Origin of the sequence: Escherichia sp. KCJ4928 (genome assembly GCF_004352695.1) — a bacterium.
Taxonomy (GTDB): domain Bacteria; phylum Pseudomonadota; class Gammaproteobacteria; order Enterobacterales; family Enterobacteriaceae; genus ECMA0423.
The window spans coordinates 16,529-38,229 of the sequence record NZ_SJWV01000025.1 but is presented as its reverse complement, the minus strand read 5'-3'; the positions used below and the strand labels follow the sequence as shown (position 1 = coordinate 38,229).

Annotated in this window: 23 protein-coding genes; 12 read left to right on the top strand and 11 right to left on the bottom strand. The window is 50.9% G+C overall.

Annotated features, from left to right (window positions below; all coding sequences use genetic code 11):
• The 6 genes from E0D98_RS27515 to E0D98_RS06320 all read right to left on the bottom strand — a co-directional run.
• The coding region (locus tag E0D98_RS27515) for a hypothetical protein (protein WP_240723730.1) at nucleotides 1–184 on the bottom strand (184 nt) is incomplete at its 3' end.
• A 27-nt stretch (nucleotides 185–211) separates the two neighbouring features.
• Nucleotides 212–1,183 carry a tRNA 5-methoxyuridine(34)/uridine 5-oxyacetic acid(34) synthase CmoB gene (cmoB, locus tag E0D98_RS06340; RefSeq protein WP_000564745.1) on the bottom strand — a complete coding sequence of 324 codons (972 nt, stop codon included), beginning with the start codon at nucleotides 1,181–1,183 and terminating at the stop codon, nucleotides 212–214.
• Nucleotides 1,180–1,923 (bottom strand): carboxy-S-adenosyl-L-methionine synthase CmoA, encoded by a 744-nt coding sequence (gene cmoA / locus E0D98_RS06335; protein ID WP_000019588.1) that lies wholly within the window; start codon nucleotides 1,921–1,923, stop codon nucleotides 1,180–1,182. Before cmoA ends, cmoB begins: the two co-directional genes overlap by 4 nt.
• 40 nt (nucleotides 1,924–1,963) lie before the next feature.
• Nucleotides 1,964–2,359: an MAPEG family protein gene (locus E0D98_RS06330; RefSeq protein ID WP_000252979.1), complete on the bottom strand. Its 396-nt coding sequence runs from the start codon at nucleotides 2,357–2,359 to the stop codon at nucleotides 1,964–1,966.
• Nucleotides 2,360–2,411: 52 nt separating this feature from the next.
• The gene (locus E0D98_RS06325; protein ID WP_000639275.1) at nucleotides 2,412–3,230 is read right to left on the bottom strand and encodes a DUF72 domain-containing protein; all 819 of its coding nucleotides are present in this window, start codon (nucleotides 3,228–3,230) and stop codon (nucleotides 2,412–2,414) included.
• Nucleotides 3,227–3,766 carry a hydrolase gene (locus E0D98_RS06320; protein WP_073849802.1) on the bottom strand — a complete coding sequence of 180 codons (540 nt, stop codon included), beginning with the start codon at nucleotides 3,764–3,766 and terminating at the stop codon, nucleotides 3,227–3,229. The genes E0D98_RS06325 and E0D98_RS06320 overlap by 4 nt, the downstream gene beginning before the upstream one ends.
• Nucleotides 3,767–4,075: 309 nt before the next feature.
• Here E0D98_RS06320 and aspS point away from each other — a divergent pair, with 309 nt between their 5' ends.
• Genes aspS through ruvC form a run of 4 tightly spaced genes read left to right on the top strand, consistent with a single transcriptional unit; the run spans nucleotide 4,076 to nucleotide 7,618 of the window.
• Complete coding sequence (gene aspS, locus E0D98_RS06315) at nucleotides 4,076–5,848, top strand: aspartate--tRNA ligase (RefSeq protein ID WP_001258662.1); 1,773 nt, start codon at nucleotides 4,076–4,078, stop codon at nucleotides 5,846–5,848.
• The gene (gene nudB, locus E0D98_RS06310) at nucleotides 5,841–6,293 is read left to right on the top strand and encodes a dihydroneopterin triphosphate diphosphatase (RefSeq protein WP_077221229.1); all 453 of its coding nucleotides are present in this window, start codon (nucleotides 5,841–5,843) and stop codon (nucleotides 6,291–6,293) included. The genes aspS and nudB overlap by 8 nt, the downstream gene beginning before the upstream one ends.
• A 28-nt stretch (nucleotides 6,294–6,321) precedes the next feature.
• The gene (locus tag E0D98_RS06305; protein ID WP_000907234.1) at nucleotides 6,322–7,062 is read left to right on the top strand and encodes a YebC/PmpR family DNA-binding transcriptional regulator; all 741 of its coding nucleotides are present in this window, start codon (nucleotides 6,322–6,324) and stop codon (nucleotides 7,060–7,062) included.
• A 34-nt stretch (nucleotides 7,063–7,096) separates the two neighbouring features.
• Complete coding sequence (gene ruvC / locus E0D98_RS06300) at nucleotides 7,097–7,618, top strand: crossover junction endodeoxyribonuclease RuvC (protein WP_001295503.1); 522 nt, start codon at nucleotides 7,097–7,099, stop codon at nucleotides 7,616–7,618.
• A gap of 1 nt (nucleotide 7,619) precedes the next feature.
• On the opposite strand, the gene E0D98_RS06295 is transcribed toward ruvC, so the two are convergent.
• Nucleotides 7,620–8,222 carry a YebB family permuted papain-like enzyme gene (locus tag E0D98_RS06295; RefSeq protein ID WP_001024930.1) on the bottom strand — a complete coding sequence of 201 codons (603 nt, stop codon included), beginning with the start codon at nucleotides 8,220–8,222 and terminating at the stop codon, nucleotides 7,620–7,622.
• A 70-nt stretch (nucleotides 8,223–8,292) separates the two neighbouring features.
• Here E0D98_RS06295 and yobI point away from each other — a divergent pair, with 70 nt between their 5' ends.
• The 3 genes from yobI to ruvB all read left to right on the top strand — a co-directional run bounded on the left by yobI (nucleotide 8,293) and on the right by ruvB (nucleotide 10,127).
• Nucleotides 8,293–8,358: a stress response small protein YobI gene (yobI, locus tag E0D98_RS06290; RefSeq protein WP_001386853.1), complete on the top strand. Its 66-nt coding sequence runs from the start codon at nucleotides 8,293–8,295 to the stop codon at nucleotides 8,356–8,358.
• Between the two features lie 138 nt (nucleotides 8,359–8,496).
• Nucleotides 8,497–9,108 (top strand): Holliday junction branch migration protein RuvA, encoded by a 612-nt coding sequence (gene ruvA / locus E0D98_RS06285; RefSeq protein WP_000580323.1) that lies wholly within the window; start codon nucleotides 8,497–8,499, stop codon nucleotides 9,106–9,108.
• 8 nt (nucleotides 9,109–9,116) lie between these two features.
• Nucleotides 9,117–10,127 carry a Holliday junction branch migration DNA helicase RuvB gene (gene ruvB, locus E0D98_RS06280; protein WP_000568519.1) on the top strand — a complete coding sequence of 337 codons (1,011 nt, stop codon included), beginning with the start codon at nucleotides 9,117–9,119 and terminating at the stop codon, nucleotides 10,125–10,127.
• 146 nt (nucleotides 10,128–10,273) lie between these two features.
• On the opposite strand, the gene znuB is transcribed toward ruvB, so the two are convergent.
• Nucleotides 10,274–11,059 carry a zinc ABC transporter permease subunit ZnuB gene (znuB, locus tag E0D98_RS06275; RefSeq protein WP_000571465.1) on the bottom strand — a complete coding sequence of 262 codons (786 nt, stop codon included), beginning with the start codon at nucleotides 11,057–11,059 and terminating at the stop codon, nucleotides 10,274–10,276.
• Nucleotides 11,056–11,811, bottom strand: a complete 756-nt coding sequence (gene znuC / locus E0D98_RS06270) for a zinc ABC transporter ATP-binding protein ZnuC (protein ID WP_000202996.1) — start codon at nucleotides 11,809–11,811, stop codon at nucleotides 11,056–11,058. Before znuC ends, znuB begins: the two co-directional genes overlap by 4 nt.
• A gap of 78 nt (nucleotides 11,812–11,889) precedes the next feature.
• On the opposite strand from znuC, the gene znuA reads away from it, so the two are divergent.
• From znuA to lpxM, 3 genes are all read left to right on the top strand, one after another.
• The gene (gene znuA / locus E0D98_RS06265; RefSeq protein WP_001342995.1) at nucleotides 11,890–12,822 is read left to right on the top strand and encodes a zinc ABC transporter substrate-binding protein ZnuA; all 933 of its coding nucleotides are present in this window, start codon (nucleotides 11,890–11,892) and stop codon (nucleotides 12,820–12,822) included.
• A gap of 15 nt (nucleotides 12,823–12,837) precedes the next feature.
• Nucleotides 12,838–14,160, top strand: a complete 1,323-nt coding sequence (mepM, locus tag E0D98_RS06260; protein WP_001184045.1) for a murein DD-endopeptidase MepM — start codon at nucleotides 12,838–12,840, stop codon at nucleotides 14,158–14,160.
• A 119-nt stretch (nucleotides 14,161–14,279) separates the two neighbouring features.
• Nucleotides 14,280–15,251 (top strand): lauroyl-Kdo(2)-lipid IV(A) myristoyltransferase, encoded by a 972-nt coding sequence (lpxM, locus tag E0D98_RS06255; RefSeq protein WP_000448381.1) that lies wholly within the window; start codon nucleotides 14,280–14,282, stop codon nucleotides 15,249–15,251.
• Nucleotides 15,252–15,381: 130 nt separating this feature from the next.
• On the opposite strand, the gene pyk is transcribed toward lpxM, so the two are convergent.
• Nucleotides 15,382–16,824: a pyruvate kinase gene (pyk, locus tag E0D98_RS06250; RefSeq protein ID WP_000091148.1), complete on the bottom strand. Its 1,443-nt coding sequence runs from the start codon at nucleotides 16,822–16,824 to the stop codon at nucleotides 15,382–15,384.
• A gap of 127 nt (nucleotides 16,825–16,951) precedes the next feature.
• Nucleotides 16,952–17,821: a DNA-binding transcriptional regulator HexR gene (hexR, locus tag E0D98_RS06245; RefSeq protein ID WP_001056706.1), complete on the bottom strand. Its 870-nt coding sequence runs from the start codon at nucleotides 17,819–17,821 to the stop codon at nucleotides 16,952–16,954.
• A gap of 337 nt (nucleotides 17,822–18,158) precedes the next feature.
• On the opposite strand from hexR, the gene zwf reads away from it, so the two are divergent.
• Complete coding sequence (gene zwf / locus E0D98_RS06240) at nucleotides 18,159–19,634, top strand: glucose-6-phosphate dehydrogenase (protein ID WP_000301727.1); 1,476 nt, start codon at nucleotides 18,159–18,161, stop codon at nucleotides 19,632–19,634.
• Nucleotides 19,635–19,868: 234 nt separating this feature from the next.
• Nucleotides 19,869–21,680, top strand: coding sequence for a phosphogluconate dehydratase (gene edd / locus E0D98_RS06235; protein ID WP_001069467.1), 1,812 nt, complete (start codon nucleotides 19,869–19,871; stop codon nucleotides 21,678–21,680).
• Nucleotides 21,681–21,701 lie beyond the last annotated feature (21 nt).

The following is a 21,701-nucleotide window of genomic DNA, read 5'->3' as shown; positions in this document are numbered from 1 at the left end:
AATCCGGTAGCGGCGTAAAAATCGCGGAAGGGATGAAAAAAACAGCGCCTGACGGCGCTGTGTCTGGCATGCCTGCAATCCGGGAAACCGGACCAGGAAAAAACTTGCAGGCCATAACAGTATCTACATTAATTCTGCAATAGATTGAATTAGCAAGGGTTTGTAGGCCGGATAAGGCATTCAAGCCGCATCCGGCAGTAATACCAGACCTTTACGGCTTGCGCGCAATCAGCACCGCGCGTTTAGGCGCAGGATAACCTTCAACTGTCTTACTCGGATCATGTGGGTCGAGGAAATCGGACAGAGATTCGGTAACCATCCATTCAGTGCGTCGCTGCTCTTCAGTAGTGGTAACGCACACATCCACAATGCGGATATCTACAAAACCACACTTCTTCAGCCAGTTTTTCAGCGCCAGCGCGGAAGGGATGAAATAGACATTACGCATTTGCGCGTAACGATCGCCTGGTACCAGCACCGTGTTCTCATCGCCATCAATAACCAGCGTTTCCAGCACCAGTTCACCCTCATTCACCAGTTGATCTTTCAACTGCCAGAGATGCTCCAGCGGCGAACGGCGATGGTAAAGCACGCCCATCGAAAAGACGGTATCAAAGGCTTTCAGTGCCGGAAGCTGTTCAATACCTAACGGTAACAAATGTGCGCGCTGATCGTTACCCAGTAGTTTACGCACCGCTTCAAACTGGCACAGAAACAGTTGCGTAGGGTCGATCCCCACCGCGAGGTGCGCGCCTGCGCCAATCATGCGCCACATGTGATAACCGCTGCCGCAGCCGACATCCAGAATGGTGCGTCCGGTTAAATCAGAAAGATGGGGCAGAACACGATCCCATTTCCAGTCGGAACGCCATTCGGTATCGATGTTGACGCCATACAGTGAGAACGGCCCTTTGCGCCATGGCATCAGGTTCCGCATAAGCGTTTCAATGCGTTTAATTTGCCCGGTGCTCAGTGGCTCTTCGCTTTCGGCGGTTACGCTATGCAATAAATCCAGACGATACGGTTTAATTTCAGGCAGAAATTCCACCGCGTTGGACCACTGCTTAAACAGCCCGTGCTGCTGCTCGCGCTGCCAGTTAGCAATCTGCGCGGGCAGCGTTTCGAGCCAGTGTGAAAGATGATTTTTGGCAATCAGAGAATAAAAGTTACCAAAGTCGATCATGCAGCGTCCTCTGCTTTTAATGCCACCAGTGAACCAAAGTTAAAGCACTGGAACCACAGCTCGCTATGCTCAAAACCGGCTTTATGCAGGCGTGCTTTATGGGTTTCCACGGAATCGGTCAGCATCACGTTTTCCAGCATGCTGCGCTTCTGGCTGATCTCCAGTTCGCTGTAACCGTTGGCACGTTTAAAGTCGTGGTGCATGTTGAACAACAGTTCACCAACTTTGGCATCTTCGAAACTGAATTTTTCCGAAAGCACCAGCGCGCCGCCCGGGTTCAGTCCTTGATAAATTTTATCCAGTAATGCCTGGCGCTCGGAAGGTTCCAGGAATTGCAGGGTAAAATTCAGCACCACCATCGATGCGTTTTCAATGGCGATATCGCGAATATCACCTTCAATGACGTCTACTGGCGTAGGGGCTTTATAGGCGTCAATATGACGACGGCAGCGTTCAATCATCGCCGGGGAGTTGTCGATGGCAATAATTTTGCAATTATCATGATGAATGTTGCGACGCACCGAGAGCGTCGCCGCGCCCAGAGAACAACCCAGATCGTAAACCTGCGTACCAGGTTGAACGAAGCGCTCGGCTAACATACCAATCATGGAAATAATATTGGAATAGCCGGGAACGGAACGCTGGATCATATCCGGGAAGACTTCAGCTACCCGTTCATCAAAGGTCCAGTCGCCCAGTCTGGCGATAGGGGCAGAAAATAGCGTGTCGCGGTGAGACATAACGTAAAAATCCGGGAAAAAGAAAGTGGCGTATTGTGCGCTAACGCAGGGAGAAAACCAACTCCCAGGGCATATACCAAAGATTCGCCAGCACCATCAGCAACAGCGCACACCAGGTGGCGCTCATGCCGGAACGTCGCCAGCGGAACAGACGGTGATGAAAACCGTAATAATGCATCAGACGACCAGCAAGCAAAACGATGCCGCAAATATGCACCATCCAGGTTTCTGCGCCATTCATTTCCATAAACAGCATCAGCACAATCGCGATGGGAATATATTCCACCGCGTTACCATGAATGCGAATAGCGCTTTGCAGTTCGCTAAAACCACCGTCACCATAGGCAACGCGGTACTGCAAACGCAAGCGAACGACATCAAAAGAGAACTTCATTAATAACAACGCACTTAAAACGGCATACAGCGCGCTTACCATACAAACTCCCTTTAAAATGGCCGATGGCACCTGTCTATGATAGGTGGCAAATTCAGAAAAGAGAAGATTGCTGTGGAATAGCCGGAACTGCTCCGATCTCTGGAAGCGTTTTACGTAAGTCTTCCCACAGGGTATGTACCAGTTCCGGGGCCTGGGCAATGTCTGGCGTATGTAAAAAAAGATAAGGCGTAGTGGTCTGATGCCACTGCACTAATTTTTGTAACCAGACCTGAAATAATTCCCGGTTTTGCGTCATATCATCACTACCGATAAAACGGATCAGCGGATTTGTCGCCGTCAGTACAGCATGTACCGGAACTTTAGGTTTTTTTCGTTGAGCGTCGCGAATAGCTTCACTGTGTGGACGTGCTGCATGAACCGGGCGGCTGTCTAAAATCACCCGATTAACGCCGCGCTGATGTAAACCGCGATTAAGCGTTTGTTCCTCTTCCCCTTTGGCGAAAAACTGTGGATGGCGGACTTCCACACCATAATTAAATTCGCCAGGGAGAGAATCGAGAAAATGCCAAAGCGCAGGCAGCTCCCGTGGGCCGAATGTGGCAGGCAGTTGCAGCCAGTATTGCCCAATGCGCGGAGCCAACGGTGACATGCGGGTCAAAAATTCAGTCACTAAATCATCGCAATGTCGTAATGCTGCCTGATGCGAAATGGTCGCCGGAAACTTAAAACAGAAGCGGAAGTCATCTGTGGTCTGTTCACGCCAGCGCAGGACAACCTCGGGTTTCGGCAGGGCGTAAAGCGTGGTGTTGCCCTCCACGCAGTTAAAGTGGCGGGCATACTCTTCAAGGCTGGTGATTCCCAACCGCACCCATTTAGGATGCGACCATTGCGGTAGACCGATGTAAATCATAACGCGTGAAGGATCTCTTCCACGCTACGCACACGGGCGATGCGTGGGTAGATATGGTTGATGCTGTTATTGTGCTGCTCGGCGCTGGCGGCACTACAGGCGTCTTCGGCAATCACCAGATTAAAGCCAAGTTCCCAGGCATTGCGGGCGGTGGATTCAACACCGATATTGGTCGAGATCCCACATAACACTATTGTATCGATACCTCGGCGGCGCAGTTGCAACTCCAGATCCGTACCGTAAAACGCACCCCACTGACGTTTGATGATTTCGATATCACTGTCAGTTGCACCTAATGCAGCTGGATGTTGCCACCAGTTTTCGGGCAACACTTTAGCGGGGGAGGGGGCATCAACCGGCTGTTTTAATGCTTCGGCGTGATCGGCAGACCAGCCAACGCGCACCAGAAACACGGGCTGACCGCTGGCGCGATTAACTACCTCATCGGCAGTATGTGGACCACCGGCAAAAGGTAAGATGCCTTCTTGTAAATCGATCACCACCAACGCAGTGGTTTTAGCATTAAGTTCAAGCATGCTGACTCCTGAAAAAACAAAATCGTGCCTCACACCTTAATGCGATTAGCCGATGGCGGAACGACAAATTTTGTTAATTTTTATGAGTTCGGGCAACACCTTTATAGCAAACTGGCGTAGAGTCTGATTTCAGGCCCGATATAAAGTGGTAACGAGGCGTTCCAGCGCGGGCCAGGCTCTTACGGTGCGGCAGAATTTCCAGTATAATAGCCGCCTTTTTTCATTCAGTTGTGACATACAGCTAACGCTGCGACTTGGTCACCTGCGCAGCAGGGGGCATCCGCCGGCAGCTAAGTTAAGGGATATCTCATGCGTACAGAATATTGTGGACAGCTCCGTTTGTCCCACGTGGGGCAGCAGGTGACTCTGTGTGGTTGGGTCAACCGTCGTCGTGATCTTGGTAGCCTGATCTTCATCGATATGCGCGACCGCGAAGGTATCGTGCAGGTATTTTTCGATCCGGATCGTGCGGACGCGTTAAAGCTGGCCTCTGAACTGCGTAATGAGTTCTGCATTCAGGTTACGGGCACCGTACGTGCGCGTGACGAAAAAAATATTAACCGCGATATGGCGACCGGCGAAATTGAAGTGCTGGCGTCCTCGCTGACTATCATCAACCGCGCAGATGTTCTGCCGCTTGACTCTAACCACGTCAACACCGAAGAAGCGCGTCTGAAATACCGCTACCTCGACCTGCGTCGCCCGGAAATGGCGCAGCGCCTGAAAACCCGCGCTAAAATCACCAGCCTGGTGCGCCGTTTTATGGATGACCACGGCTTCCTCGACATCGAAACTCCGATGCTGACCAAAGCCACGCCGGAAGGCGCGCGTGACTACCTGGTGCCTTCTCGTGTGCACAAAGGTAAATTCTACGCACTGCCGCAATCCCCACAGTTGTTCAAACAGCTGCTGATGATGTCCGGTTTTGACCGTTACTATCAGATCGTTAAATGCTTCCGTGACGAAGACCTGCGCGCTGATCGTCAGCCTGAATTTACTCAGATCGATGTGGAAACTTCTTTCATGACCGCGCCGCAAGTGCGTGAAGTGATGGAAGCGCTGGTGCGTCATTTGTGGCTGGAAGTGAAGGGCGTGGATCTGGGCGATTTCCCGGTAATGACCTTTGCGGAAGCAGAACGCCGTTATGGTTCTGATAAACCGGATCTGCGTAACCCGATGGAACTGACCGACGTTGCTGATCTGCTGAAATCTGTTGAGTTTGCAGTATTTGCAGGTCCGGCGAACGATCCGAAAGGTCGCGTTGCCGCTCTGCGCGTTCCGGGCGGCGCATCGCTGACCCGTAAGCAGATCGACGAATACGGTAACTTCGTTAAAATCTACGGCGCGAAAGGTCTGGCTTACATCAAAGTTAACGAACGCGCGAAAGGTCTGGAAGGTATCAACAGCCCGGTAGCGAAGTTCCTTAATGCAGAAATCATCGAAGCCATCCTGGATCGTACTGCCGCGCAAGATGGCGATATGATTTTCTTCGGTGCCGACAACAAGAAAATTGTTGCCGACGCGATGGGCGCACTGCGCCTGAAAGTGGGTAAAGACCTTGGTCTGACCGACGAAAGCAAATGGGCACCGCTGTGGGTTATCGACTTCCCGATGTTTGAAGACGACGGTGAAGGCGGCCTGACGGCAATGCACCATCCGTTCACCTCACCGAAAGACATGACTGCTGCAGAACTGAAAGCTGCACCGGAAAATGCGGTGGCGAACGCTTACGATATGGTCATCAATGGTTACGAAGTGGGCGGTGGTTCAGTACGTATCCATAATGGTGATATGCAGCAGACGGTGTTTGGTATTCTGGGTATCAACGAAGAGGAACAGCGCGAGAAATTCGGCTTCCTGCTCGACGCTCTGAAATACGGTACTCCGCCGCACGCAGGTCTGGCATTCGGTCTTGACCGTCTGACCATGCTGCTGACCGGCACCGACAATATCCGTGACGTTATTGCCTTCCCGAAAACCACGGCGGCAGCGTGTCTGATGACTGAAGCACCGAGCTTTGCTAACCCGACTGCACTGGCTGAGCTGAGCATTCAGGTTGTGAAGAAGGCTGAGAATAACTGATATGGCTTATAAGCGTCCCGTTTCGATCTTAGTGGTCATCTACGCACAAGATACGAAACGGGTGCTGATGTTGCAGCGGCGTGACGATCCCGATTTCTGGCAGTCGGTAACCGGCAGCGTGGAAGAGGGGGAAACCGCGCCGCAAGCTGCCGTGCGCGAAGTAAAGGAAGAGGTCACCATTGATGTTGTCGCTGAACAACTGACCTTAATTGACTGTCAGCGCACGGTAGAGTTTGAAATTTTTTCACATTTACGTCATCGCTATGCGCCGGGCGTGACGCGTAATACGGAATCATGGTTCTGTCTTGCGCTCCCACACGAGCGGCAGATCGTTTTCACTGAACATCTGGCTTACAAGTGGCTTGATGCGCCTGCTGCGGCGGCGCTCACTAAGTCCTGGAGCAACCGGCAGGCGATTGAACAGTTTGTAATTAACGCTGCCTGAACAGGCAGGGCTATCTGGAGATATTTTTATGGCAGGTCATAGTAAATGGGCCAACACCAGACATCGTAAAGCTGCGCAGGATGCAAAGCGCGGTAAAATCTTCACTAAAATCATTCGTGAGCTGGTAACCGCGGCTAAGCTGGGCGGTGGCGATCCGGACGCTAACCCGCGTCTGCGTGCAGCAATTGATAAAGCACTGTCTAACAACATGACCCGCGACACACTGAACCGCGCAATTGCACGTGGTGTGGGCGGTGATGATGATGCAAACATGGAAACCATCATCTACGAAGGTTACGGTCCTGGCGGCACGGCAATCATGATTGAATGTCTGTCTGACAACCGCAACCGTACCGTTGCTGAAGTGCGTCATGCATTCAGCAAATGTGGCGGTAACCTCGGTACAGATGGTTCCGTAGCCTATCTGTTCAGCAAAAAAGGCGTGATCTCCTTCGAGAAAGGCGATGAAGACACCATCATGGAAGCAGCTCTGGAAGCAGGTGCTGAAGACGTTGTGACCTATGATGACGGCGCGATTGATGTCTACACTGCATGGGAAGAAATGGGTAAAGTGCGCGACGCTCTGGAAGCGGCAGGTCTGAAAGCAGACAGCGCGGAAGTTTCCATGATCCCGTCCACCAAAGCTGATATGGATGCAGAAACCGCACCGAAACTGATGCGTCTGATCGATATGCTGGAAGATTGCGACGACGTGCAGGAAGTTTACCATAACGGTGAAATCTCTGATGAGGTCGCAGCGACTCTCTGATGAGGCCTGCTAAACAGCAAAACGGAGACGCGTGATGGCTATTATTCTCGGCATTGATCCGGGTTCGCGCGTGACCGGCTATGGCGTAATTCGCCAGGTAGGCAGGCAACTGTCCTACCTGGGTAGCGGATGCATACGCACCAAAGTGGATGATTTACCGTCTCGTCTGAAGCTCATCTATGCGGGCGTGACGGAAATCATCACCCAGTTCCAGCCTGATTATTTCGCCATTGAACAAGTCTTTATGGCGAAGAACGCTGACTCAGCCCTGAAACTGGGCCAGGCGCGCGGCGTGGCGATTGTTGCGGCGGTGAATCAGGAATTGCCGGTATTTGAATACGCGGCACGTCAGGTAAAGCAAACGGTGGTAGGTATTGGTAGTGCCGAAAAAAGCCAGGTGCAGCATATGGTCCGCACCTTGCTGAAACTGCCCGCTAATCCACAGGCGGATGCCGCCGATGCGTTAGCTATCGCGATTACCCATTGTCACGTCAGTCAGAATGCGATGCAGATGAGCGAATCGCGGCTGAACCTGGCGAGAGGGCGACTGCGTTAAGTTATACCGCCTCGGTCAGTTCAGGCTGAGGCGTTTCAACTCCCTCCGCGTGAATCAACACCAAACCCGGATGATGCCACAAACTGGCTGGCGTGACGGTTTTACGCTCCCACGGAATAGAACCTAAGAACCAGAATTTCCAGAAAGTGAGTTTTGCATTCGGATTGCTATTTAACAGTTGTCCAAACGTCTCTATTTCACCCACCGGAATACATAGCGCCTCTTTATAAATATCAAAGACAAATTTTGAACAGAACTGGCGGGAAGATTCGTATTTAAAACCCGTGTGGTAAAGTTTGCGTAGCCGGGAAGGAACCTGTTCAACAATTCGTTGTTTTTGTTGTTCTGTCAGCCCAGCGTCTAATCGCTTTATAGCATAGCGTTGATTAGACGAACGTTTAATAAAACGAGATAGCGTGGTGATGGTTGAAAGGGGAACCCGGCTTTCTGCAACCAGGAAGTCTTCACCGTTATGACCGATAATGATCCCGACGTGATTACTCCAGCAATTTGATGCAGCTGATATTTGACCAAATAAGGCAGCACCTATACATGTAAAGACGATATCTCCAATTTCATATTCAGCAGGGTAATTAATATTCACGTTGTCATTCCATTGAAATCGATACGAATATACGTAATAGCATAAAAAATTTATTTTTTCAGGAGTCGCAATGTATATTTTTATTACGCATTTCTTCACTGAATATGTAATATTCAAATATTTGCTTCCAATATAACCTGTTGAATAAATTATACTCTGCCATTTTTCAGATCATCGGGACACCTCGCAAGTTTTCTTCATCCTTCGCTGGATATCTATCCAGCATTTTTTTATCATACAGCATTATCTTTGATTCATTACGCAGGAGCGTCATGTGATAGGCAGACTCAGAGGCATCATCATTGAAAAACAACCCCCGCTGGTGTTAATTGAAGTGGGCGGCGTAGGCTATGAAGTGCATATGCCGATGACCTGTTTTTATGAACTCCCTGAAGCGGGTCAGGAAGCGATCGTTTTCACCCACTTTGTGGTGCGTGAAGACGCGCAACTGCTGTACGGTTTTAACAATAAACAAGAGCGCACATTGTTCAAAGAGTTGATCAAAACCAACGGCGTCGGCCCGAAGTTGGCGCTGGCGATCCTCTCCGGAATGTCAGCGCAGCAGTTCGTTAATGCCGTTGAGCGTGAAGAAGTGGGGGCGCTGGTGAAACTGCCGGGTATTGGCAAAAAAACCGCCGAACGCTTGATTGTTGAAATGAAAGACCGATTTAAAGGTTTGCATGGCGATCTCTTTACGCCAGCCGCCGACCTGGTACTCACATCACCTGCCAGCCCGGCGACCGACGATGCTGAACAAGAAGCAGTTGCCGCGCTGGTGGCGCTGGGCTATAAACCACAAGAGGCAAGCCGCATGGTGAGCAAAATCGCTCGCCCTGACGCCAGCAGTGAAACATTAATTCGCGAAGCCCTACGCGCCGCGTTATGAGGTAAAGGATGATTGAAGCAGACCGTCTGATTTCTGCCGGTACCACTTTGCCGGAAGATGTGGCAGATCGCGCCATTCGCCCTAAATTACTGGAAGAGTATGTTGGTCAGCCGCAGGTTCGTTCACAGATGGAGATTTTCATCAAAGCAGCGAAACTGCGCGGCGATGCCCTCGATCATCTGTTGATTTTCGGTCCTCCGGGGTTGGGTAAAACTACGCTTGCCAACATCGTCGCCAATGAAATGGGCGTTAATTTACGCACGACTTCTGGTCCGGTGCTGGAAAAGGCGGGCGATCTGGCAGCGATGCTCACTAACCTTGAACCGCATGACGTGTTGTTTATTGATGAGATCCACCGTCTTTCGCCAGTGGTGGAAGAGGTGTTGTATCCGGCAATGGAAGACTACCAACTGGATATCATGATTGGTGAAGGTCCGGCGGCACGCTCCATTAAAATTGATTTGCCGCCGTTTACCCTGATTGGTGCAACCACGCGCGCAGGTTCGCTGACATCACCGTTGCGCGATCGTTTTGGTATTGTGCAGCGTCTGGAGTTTTATCAGGTGCCGGATCTGCAATATATCGTCAGTCGCAGCGCACGCTTTATGGGGCTTGAGATGAGTGATGACGGCGCGCTGGAAGTTGCTCGTCGAGCTCGCGGTACGCCGCGCATTGCCAACCGTCTGCTGCGTCGAGTGCGTGATTTCGCCGAAGTGAAGCACGATGGCACCATCTCGGCAGATATCGCTGCTCAGGCGTTGGATATGTTGAATGTCGATGCTGAAGGTTTCGATTATATGGACCGCAAGTTATTGCTGGCGGTAATCGATAAGTTCTTTGGTGGGCCGGTAGGTCTGGATAACCTTGCGGCAGCCATTGGCGAAGAACGTGAAACCATTGAGGATGTGCTGGAACCTTATTTGATTCAGCAAGGCTTTTTGCAGCGTACACCGCGTGGGCGTATGGCGACGACGCGGGCGTGGAATCACTTTGGCATAACGCCGCCAGAAATGCCGTAAGTCGGATTGGTCGCTCGCGCCGCATCCGACACTGGCAGTGTGTCTGATGCGACACTGTTCGCGTCTTATCAGGCCAGCCAGAGATAGCGAACCGTAGGTCGGATAAGGCGCTCGCGCCGCATCCGACAAATGTGTTCAGCGATAGATTAGCTGGCCTGCTTTTTCATCATACTGAGAATAAATAACAGTGCCGCACATAGCACCACCGACGGACCCGCCGGCGTATCGTAAAACGCGGAAAAGGTTAAACCGCCAGTTACTGCCACCATCCCCACCAAAACAGCGACACCAGCCATCTGTTCCGGCGTACGGGCAAAGCGACGCGCAGTAGCTGCAGGAATAATCAGCAGTGAAGTAATAATCAACGCGCCAACAAATTTCATCGCTACACCAATCGTCAATGCCGTCACCAGCATCAACAACAATTTCACGCGCTGTAATTTCACACCATCAACAAACGCCAGATCCGGGCTAATCGTCATCGACAGCAAATTGCGCCATTGCCAGAACAAAATAGCCACCACGATGACCACGCCAATCGCAATAGCGATGAGATCTTCTGGCGTCACTGCCAGCAAATCACCGAACAGGTAAGCCATCAAATCAACACGAATGTTAGACATCAGACTAACGACCACCAGGCCCAGCGACAGGGCACTGTGCGCCATAATCCCTAATAACGTGTCAATCGCCAGCTGTGGACGCTTCTCCAGCCATACCAGACCGCCCGCCAGGAGCAGCGTAACGGCAATTACCGCATAGAATGGATTCACGTCCAGCAACAAACCAAACGCGACGCCAAGTAATGAGGCATGAGCCAGCGTATCACCGAAATAAGACATACGACGCCAGACTACAAACGAACCCAGCGGACCCGCGGCACAGGCGAGCATGATCCCGGCTAACCAACCGGGAAATAATAATTCAATCATGAGCGATCATTTCCCCGACGCAAAACAATTCGTCCCTGTAAATCGTGACGATGATTATGATGATGGCGATAGATACCCAGTTGTTCAGCACCACGAGGACCAAACATAGAAATAAACTCCGGATGTAGGGAAACAACTTCCGGTGTGCCGGAACAACAAATGTGGTGATTCAGACACAGCACTTCATCGGTTTTTGCCATTACCAGATGCAGATCGTGAGAGACCATTAAAACGCCACAATCCAGTTCGCGACGCAGTTGGTCAATAAGGTCATATAACGCCACCTGGCCATTTACATCCACGCCTTGAGTGGGTTCATCCAGCACTAATAATTGCGGGCGATTTAACAATGCTCGCGCTAATAGTACACGCTGCGTTTCGCCACCAGAGAGCTTTTGCATCGGTGCGTTAATCAGGTGCCCGGCCTGGACACGTTTCAGTGCAGGCAAAATATCTTCTTTATGTGTACCAGGGCGTAAGCGTAAAAAACGGTTTACGGTCAGTGGCAACGTGGTGTCGAGATACAGCTTCTGCGGTACATAGCCGATGCGCAGTTTTCCGTTGCGCTTGATAACCCCTTCATCGGGTGTTACCAGCCCGAGCACTACCCGTACCAGTGTCGACTTACCTGCGCCATTTGGCCCAAGTAAAGTCAAAATTTTTCCAGGTTTAAGTTCCAGCGACACATCAGAGAGGACGCGGCGTTGGCCAAAAGAAACCGAGACATTTTCCAGGGAAACCAGACTTGTCATGTTAATTTTAGTCTTGCAGTAGTCATGAAATGTTATAATATCACACTTCTCATATTCATTACGATGATTGGTCGCATTATGTTACATAAAAAAACGCTTCTTTTCGCAGCATTATCCGCCGCTCTCTGGGGAGGTGCAACACAGGCCGCAGATGCCGCCGTTGTCGCTTCGCTTAAACCCGTTGGGTTCATCGCTTCTGCCATTGCTGATGGTGTAACAGAAACGGAGGTTTTACTGCCTGACGGCGCTTCAGAACATGATTATTCACTGCGTCCATCGGATGTAAAACGCTTACAGAACGCGGACTTAGTCGTTTGGGTTGGCCCGGAGATGGAAGCGTTTATGCAAAAACCGGTAAGCAAATTACCAGAAGCGAAGCAGGTAACGATTGCGCAGCTTGAAGATGTGAAACCGCTACTGATGAAAAGTATTCACGGCGATGATGATGATCACGACCACGCGGAAAAAAGTGACGAAGATCACCATCACGGCGATTTCAACATGCATCTTTGGCTTTCCCCAGAGATAGCGCGGGCTACAGCGGTTGCAATCCATGGAAAATTAGTGGAACTTATGCCGCAAAGTCGAGCCAAACTTGACGCCAACCTGAAGGATTTTGAGGCACAATTAGCCTCAACCGAAACGCAGGTTGGTAACGAGCTCGCGCCGCTCAAGGGGAAAGGTTATTTCGTTTTTCACGATGCTTACGGCTATTTCGAAAAACAGTTTGGACTGACACCGCTTGGTCATTTTACCGTTAACCCTGAGATTCAACCTGGCGCGCAGCGTTTACATGAAATAAGAACACAGTTGGTTGAGCAAAAAGCAACCTGCGTTTTTGCTGAGCCACAGTTCAGGCCAGCGGTCGTTGAGAGCGTCGCACGAGGGACATCCGTTCGTATGGGAACGTTGGATCCCCTGGGGACGAATATCAAACTGGGTAAAACAAGCTATTCAGAATTCCTGAGTCAATTAGCCAACCAGTATGCGAGCTGCCTGAAAGGAGATTAATGAGGAAGTGATTACGTGCAACAGATAGCCCGCTCTGTCGCCCTGGCGTTTAATAATTTACCGCGACCACACCGCGTTATGTTGGGGTCGCTCACCGTTCTTACTCTGGCCGTCGCTGTCTGGCGGCCCTATGTTTATCACCGCGATGCCACGCCAATTGTCAAAACCATTGAGCTGGAACAGAACGAAATTCGTTCGCTCTTACCTGAAGCCAGTGAGCCGATTGATCAAGCTGCACAAGAAGATGAAGCCATTCCCCAGGACGAACTGGATGACAAAATCGCCGGTGAAGCGGGCGTGCATGAATATGTTGTTTCCACTGGCGATACGCTAAGCAGCATTCTCAATCAGTATGGTATTGATATGGGTGATATCACCCAACTGGCTGCTGCCGACAAAGAATTGCGTAACCTGAAAATCGGTCAACAACTCTCCTGGACATTAACCGCGGACGGCGAACTGCAGCGCCTCACCTGGGAAGTGTCTCGTCGTGAAACCCGAACCTATGACCGTACTGCCGCTAACGGTTTTAAAATGACCAGCGAAATGCAGCAAGGAGAGTGGGTTAACAATCTGCTGAAAGGTACCGTCGGGGGGAGCTTTGTTGCCAGCGCCAGAAACGCCGGTTTAACCAGCGCCGAAGTGAGCGCAGTGATTAAAGCCATGCAGTGGCAAATGGATTTCCGCAAACTGAAAAAAGGCGATGAATTTGCGGTATTAATGTCTCGAGAAATGCTTGATGGTAAACGTGAGCAAAGCCAGCTGCTGGGCGTACGTTTGCGTTCAGAAGGTAAAGATTATTACGCTATCCGCGCTGAAGATGGCAAATTCTACGATCGTAACGGTACTGGTCTGGCGAAAGGATTCTTGCGATTCCCGACGGCGAAACAGTTCCGTATCTCGTCTAACTTTAACCCGCGTCGTACTAATCCTGTGACCGGTCGCGTTGCACCACACAGAGGTGTTGATTTCGCCATGCCGCAGGGTACGCCAGTGCTTTCAGTGGGTGACGGTGAAGTGGTGGTTGCCAAACGCAGTGGCGCAGCAGGTTATTATGTGGCTATTCGTCATGGTCGCAGCTACACCACGCGTTATATGCACTTGCGCAAGATTCTGGTGAAACCGGGACAGAAGGTGAAACGTGGCGACCGTATCGCGCTTTCCGGTAATACCGGACGTTCAACCGGGCCACATCTGCACTATGAAGTATGGATAAACCAGCAGGCCGTAAACCCGCTGACGGCAAAACTGCCGCGTACCGAAGGGCTGACCGGCTCCGATCGTCGCGAATTCCTGGCGCAGGCCAAAGAGATTGTGCCGCAGCTACGGTTTGATTAATTAACATCCATTCGCAGCCGGTACGCAGTCAGTACCGGCTTTTTTTATTTGGTGCGGGGCAAGTTGCGCCGCTACACTATCACCAGATTGATTTTTGCCTTATCCGAAACTGGAAAAGCATGGAAACGAAAAAAAATAATAGCGAATACATTCCTGAGTTTGATAAATCCTTTCGCCACCCGCGCTACTGGGGAGCATGGCTGGGCGTAGCAGCGATGGCGGGTATCGCTTTAACGCCGCCAAAGTTCCGTGATCCCATTCTGGCACGGCTGGGACGTTTTGCCGGACGACTGGGAAAAAGCTCACGCCGTCGTGCGTTAATCAATCTGTCGCTCTGCTTTCCAGAACGTAGTGAAGCTGAACGCGAAGCGATTGTTGATGAGATGTTTGCCACCGCGCCGCAAGCGATGGCAATGATGGCTGAGTTGGCAATACGCGGGCCGGAGAAAATTCAGCCGCGCGTTGACTGGCAAGGGCTGGAGATCATTGAAGAGATGCGGCGTAATAACGAGAAAGTTATCTTTCTGGTGCCGCACGGTTGGGCCGTCGATATTCCTGCCATGCTGATGGCCTCGCAAGGGCAGAAAATGGCAGCGATGTTCCATAATCAGGGCAACCCGGTTTTTGATTATGTCTGGAACACGGTGCGTCGTCGTTTTGGCGGTCGTCTGCATGCGAGAAATGATGGTATTAAACCATTCATCCAGTCGGTACGTCAGGGCTACTGGGGATATTATTTACCCGATCAGGATCATGGCCCTGAGCACAGCGAATTTGTTGATTTCTTTGCCACCTATAAAGCGACGTTGCCCGCGATTGGTCGTTTGATGAAAGTGTGCCGTGCGCGCGTTGTTCCGCTGTTTCCGATTTATGATGGCAAGACGCACCGTCTGACGATTCAGGTGCGCCCACCGATGGATGATCTGTTAGAGGCGGATGATCATACGATTGCGCGGCGGATGAATGAAGAAGTCGAGATTTTTGTTGGTCCGCGACCAGAACAATACACCTGGATACTAAAATTGCTGAAAACTCGCAAACCGGGCGAAATCCAGCCGTATAAGCGCAAAGATCTTTATCCCATCAAATAAAAAAGCCTCTCGCGAGGAGAGGCCTTCGCCTGATGATAAGTTCAAGTTTGCTTCAGAATATTCGAAATCTGTTGAACTATCATTGAACTGTAGGCCGGATGTGGCGTTTTCGCCGCATCCGGCAACGTACTTACTCTACCGTTAAAATACGCGTGGTATTAGTAGAACCCACGGTACTCATCACGTCGCCCTGGGTGACAATCACCAGGTCACCAGACATCAAGTAACCTTTATCGCGCAGCAGATTAACCGCTTCGCTGGCAGCTGCTACGCCGTCATTAGCGCTATCAAAGTGCACCGGCGTAACGCCACGATAGAGAGCAGTCAGGTTCAGCGTACGTTCATGGCGCGACATGGCGAAAATTGGTAGACCAGAGCTGATACGGGAGGTCATCAGCGCGGTACGACCCGATTCGGTCATGGTAATGATCGCCGTAACGCCTTTCAGGTGGTTAGCTGCGTACATTGCTGACATGGCAATAGCTTCTTCCACATTGTCGAACTGAACGTCCAGACGGTGTTTAGAAACGTTGATGCTCGGGATTTTTTCCGCACCCAGGCAAACGCGCGCCATGGCTGCAACAGTTTCTGACGGATACTGCCCAGCGGCAGTTTCTGCAGACAGCATCACAGCGTCAGTACCATCCAGAACGGCGTTTGCTACGTCCATGACTTCTGCACGCGTCGGCATCGGGTTAGTAATCATTGACTCCATCATCTGGGTCGCCGTGATTACCGCTCGGTTTAGCTGACGCGCACGACGGATTAACGCTTTCTGAATGCCGACCAGTTCCGGGTCGCCAATTTCCACACCGAGGTCGCCACGTGCAACCATTACCACGTCAGAGGCGAGGATGATGTCATCCATTGCATCCTGGCTGCAAACGGCTTCCGCACGTTCAACCTTGGCAACAATTTTCGCATCACATCCTGCATCGCGTGCCAGCCGACGGGCATAGTTCAGATCTTCGCCACAGCGTGGGAAGGAGACAGCCAGGTAATCTACGCCAATCAACGCCGCAGTCTTAATGTCTGCTTTGTCTTTTTCGGTCAGCGCTTCAGCCGACAAACCGCCGCCAAGTTTGTTGATACCTTTATTGTTGGAGAGGGGACCACCGACGGTGACTTCGGTGAACACTTTCATGCCCTGAACTTCCAGTACTTTTAACTGGACGCGACCATCGTCCAGCAGCAGGATGTCACCAGGCACGACGTCAGCAGGCAGGCCTTTGTAGTCGATACCGACTTTTTCTTTGTCGCCTTCACCTTTACCCAGGTTGGCGTCGAGCAGGAATTTATCCCCAATATTGAGGAAAACTTTGCCTTCTTTAAAGGTGGATACACGGATTTTGGGCCCCTGGAGGTCACCCAGAATAGCCACATGACGCCCCAGTTTTGCGGCAATCTCACGAACTTTATCCGCGCGCATTTTGTGATCTTCAGGCGAGCCGTGAGAAAAGTTCATACGTACAACGTTGGCACCCGCCGCGATAACTTTTTCAAGATTATTATCGCGATCTGTTGCTGGGCCTAACGTGGTAACGATTTTTGTTCTGCGAAGCCTTCTGGACATGTAATACTCCGTTGACTGAAACAACCAGGTGTTGCTTGAACATGAAATCCGAATGAAATAACGCCGCGATGGCGATAAATTAATCTCATTCGGATGTCGTATAAGATTAGGACAGTGACAGTCGTTTTTAGCGATCGTCACTTAAATTAAGTAACTGCTTATCAAAACGCGATTCCTTCAGCGCTTCCTTGACCCGCTTCAAGTTATCTCTGAATTTTGCACCGCGTCGCAAAGTAAATCCTGTCGCCAGCACATCTATCACGGTCAGCTGTGCAAGTCGAGAAACCATGGGCATATAAATGTCAGTATCTTCCGGTACGTCGAGGGTAATTGCCAGCGTTGCTTCCCGGGCGAGCGGGGTACCCGCAGAGGTGAGGGCAATCACCATTGCGTCGTTTTCGCGAGCCAGCTGCGCCAGCTCGACCAGATTTTTTGTTCTTCCAGTGTGAGAAATCAGCACCACCACGTCTCCGTCGCTACAATTCATACAACTCATGCGTTGCAGCACAATATCATCGGAGTACACCACCGGAACATTAAAACGAAAGAACTTATTCATCGCATCGTGGGCAACGGCGGCTGAAGAGCCTAATCCGAAAAAGGCGATTTTTTTTGCCTGAGTGAGCAAGTCGACGGCGCGGTTGATGGCAGATTTATCCAGTGAATGACGGACATGATCGAGCGTTGCCATTGCGGACTCAAATATTTTCCCTGTGTATGATTCAACGCTGTCATCTTCATTGACGTTGCGATTAACATAGGGAGTGCCATTCGCCAGACTCTGTGCCAGATGAAGTTTAAAATCAGGAAAACCGCGCGTGTCCATGCTGCGACAGAAACGATTCACCGTCGGTTCGCTAACATTGGCTTCCAGTGCCATAGCAGCAATACTCGAATGGATCGCGTTATCGGGCGAAGCCAGAATGACCTCGGCAACTTTGCGCTCTGATTTGCTCAAATGTTCCAGCTGAGACTGGATTTTTTCCAGCATATTCATGATGTAAAGAGACTCACGGGTAATGACGATTTCCGCACTGAAAGAAATCGAAATGCAGTTTTGTCAGATATTACGCCTGTGTGCCGTGTTAATGACAAAAGCAGATAAAAAAGTTGTTATTTTTTTTCATAACATGATCAGTGTCAGATTTTTACCGAATGGAAAACGATGATTTTTTTATCAGTTTTGCCGCACTTTGCGCGCTTTTCCCGTAATCGCACGGGTGGATAAGCGTTTACAGTTTTCGCAAGCTCGTAAAAGCAGTACAGTGCACCGTAAGAAAATTACAAGTATACCCTGGCTTAAGTACCGGGTTAGTTAACTTAAGGAGAATGACATGGCGGTAACGCAAACAGCCCAGGCCTGTGACCTGGTCATTTTCGGCGCGAAAGGCGACCTTGCGCGTCGTAAATTGCTGCCTTCCCTGTATCAACTGGAAAAAGCCGGTCAGCTCAACCCGGACACCCGGATTATCGGCGTAGGGCGTGCTGACTGGGATAAAGCGGCTTATACCAAAGTTGTCCGTGAGGCGCTCGAAACTTTCATGAAAGAAACTATTGATGAAGGTTTATGGGACACCCTGAGTGCACGTCTGGATTTTTGTAATCTCGATGTCAATGACACTGCTGCATTCAGCCGTCTCGGCGCGATGCTGGATCAAAAAAATCGTATCACCATTAACTACTTTGCCATGCCGCCCAGCACTTTTGGCGCAATTTGCAAAGGGCTTGGTGAGGCAAAACTGAATGCTAAACCGGCACGCGTAGTTATGGAGAAACCGCTGGGGACGTCGCTGGCGACCTCGCAGGAAATCAATGATCAGGTTGGCGAATACTTCGAGGAGTGCCAGGTTTACCGTATCGACCACTATCTTGGTAAAGAAACGGTGCTGAACCTGTTGGCGCTGCGTTTTGCTAACTCCCTGTTTGTGAATAACTGGGACAATCGCACCATTGATCATGTTGAGATTACCGTGGCAGAAGAAGTGGGGATCGAAGGGCGCTGGGGCTATTTTGATAAAGCCGGTCAGATGCGCGATATGATCCAAAACCACCTGCTGCAAATTCTCTGCATGATTGCGATGTCTCCGCCGTCTGACCTGAGCGCAGACAGCATCCGCGATGAAAAAGTGAAAGTACTGAAGTCTCTGCGCCGCATCGACCGCTCCAACGTACGCGAAAAAACCGTACGCGGGCAATATACTGCGGGCTTCGCCCAGGGCAAAAAAGTGCCGGGATATCTGGAAGAAGAGGGCGCGAACAAGAGCAGCAATACAGAAACCTTCGTAGCGATCCGCGTCGACATTGATAACTGGCGCTGGGCCGGTGTGCCATTCTACCTGCGTACTGGTAAACGTCTGCCGACCAAATGTTCTGAAGTCGTGGTCTATTTCAAAACACCTGAACTGAATCTGTTTAAAGAATCGTGGCAGGATCTGCCGCAGAATAAACTGACTATCCGTCTGCAACCTGATGAAGGCGTGGATATCCAGGTACTGAATAAAGTTCCTGGCCTTGACCACAAACATAACCTGCAAATCACCAAGCTGGATCTGAGCTATTCAGAAACCTTTAATCAGACGCATCTGGCGGATGCCTATGAACGTTTGCTGCTGGAAACCATGCGTGGTATTCAGGCACTGTTTGTTCGTCGCGACGAAGTGGAAGAAGCCTGGAAATGGGTAGACTCCATTACTGAGGCGTGGGCGATGGACAATGATGCGCCGAAACCGTATCAGGCCGGAACCTGGGGACCCGTTGCCTCGGTGGCGATGATTACCCGTGATGGTCGTTCCTGGAATGAGTTTGAGTAATATCTGCGCTTATCCTTTATGGTTATTTTACCGGTAACATGATCTTGCACAGATTGTAGAACAATTTTTACACTTTCAGGCCTCGTGCGGATTCACCCACGAGGCTTTTTTTATTACACTGACTGAAACGTTTTTGCCCTATGAGCTCCGGTTACAGGCGTTTCAGTCATAAATCCTCTGAATGAAACGCGTTGTGAATCATCCTGCTCTGACAACTCAATTTCAGGAGCCTTTATGAATCCACAATTGTTACGCGTAACAAATCGAATCATTGAACGTTCGCGCGAGACTCGCTCTGCTTATCTCGCCCGGATAGAACAAGCGAAAACTTCGACCGTTCATCGTTCGCAGTTGGCATGCGGTAACCTGGCACACGGTTTCGCTGCCTGCCAGCCAGAAGACAAAGCCTCTTTGAAAAGCATGTTGCGTAACAATATCGCCATCATCACCTCCTATAACGACATGCTCTCCGCGCACCAGCCTTATGAACACTATCCAGAAATCATTCGTAAAGCCCTGCATGAAGCGAATGCGGTTGGTCAGGTTGCGGGCGGTGTTCCGGCGATGTGTGATGGTGTCACCCAGGGGCAGGATGGAATGGAATTGTCGCTGCTAAGCCGCGAAGTGATAGCGATGTCTGCGGCGGTCGGGCTGTCCCATAACATGTTTGATGGTGCTCTGTTCCTCGGTGTGTGCGACAAGATTGTCCCGGGTCTGACGATGGCAGCCCTGTCGTTTGGTCATTTGCCTGCGGTGTTTGTGCCGTCTGGACCGATGGCAAGCGGTTTGCCAAATAAAGAAAAAGTGCGTATTCGCCAGCTTTATGCCGAAGGTAAAGTGGACCGCATGGCCTTACTGGAGTCAGAAGCCGCGTCTTACCATGCGCCGGGAACATGTACTTTCTACGGTACTGCCAACACCAACCAGATGGTGGTGGAATTTATGGGGATGCAGTTGCCAGGCTCTTCTTTTGTTCATCCGGATTCTCCGCTGCGCGATGCTTTGACCGCTGCCGCTGCGCGTCAGGTTACACGCATGACCGGTAATGGCAATGAATGGATGCCGATCGGTAAGATGATCGATGAGAAAGTGGTGGTGAACGGTATTGTTGCTCTGCTGGCGACCGGTGGTTCCACTAACCACACCATGCACCTGGTGGCGATGGCGCGCGCGGCCGGTATTCAGATTAACTGGGATGACTTCTCCGACCTTTCTGATGTTGTACCGCTGATGGCACGTCTCTACCCGAACGGTCCGGCCGATATTAACCACTTCCAGGCGGCAGGTGGCGTACCGGTTCTGGTGCGTGAACTGCTCAAAGCAGGCCTGCTGCATGAAGATGTCAATACGGTGGCAGGCTTTGGTCTGTCTCGTTATACCCTTGAACCATGGCTGAATAATGGTGAACTGGACTGGCGGGAAGGGGCGGAAAAATCACTCGACAGCAATGTGATCGCTTCCTTCGAACAACCTTTCTCTCATCATGGTGGGACAAAAGTGTTAAGCGGTAACCTGGGCCGTGCGGTTATGAAAACCTCTGCCGTGCCGGTTGAGAACCAGGTGATTGAAGCGCCAGCGGTTGTTTTTGAAAGCCAGCATGACGTTATGCCGGCCTTTGAAGCGGGTTTGCTGGACCGCGATTGTGTCGTTGTTGTCCGTCATCAGGGGCCAAAAGCGAACGGAATGCCAGAATTACATAAACTCATGCCGCCACTTGGTGTATTATTGGACCGGTGTTTCAAAATTGCGTTAGTTACCGATGGACGACTCTCCGGCGCTTCAGGTAAAGTGCCGTCAGCTATCCACGTAACACCAGAAGCCTACGATGGCGGGCTGCTGGCAAAAGTGCGCGACGGGGACATCATTCGTGTGAATGGACAGACAGGCGAACTGACGCTGCTGGTAGACGAAGCGGAACTGGCTGCTCGCGAACCGCACATTCCTGACCTGAGCGCGTCACGCGTGGGGACAGGACGTGAATTATTCAGCGCCTTGCGTGAAAAACTGTCCGGTGCCGAACAGGGCGCAACCTGTATCACTTTTTAAGACGACAAATTTGTAATCAGG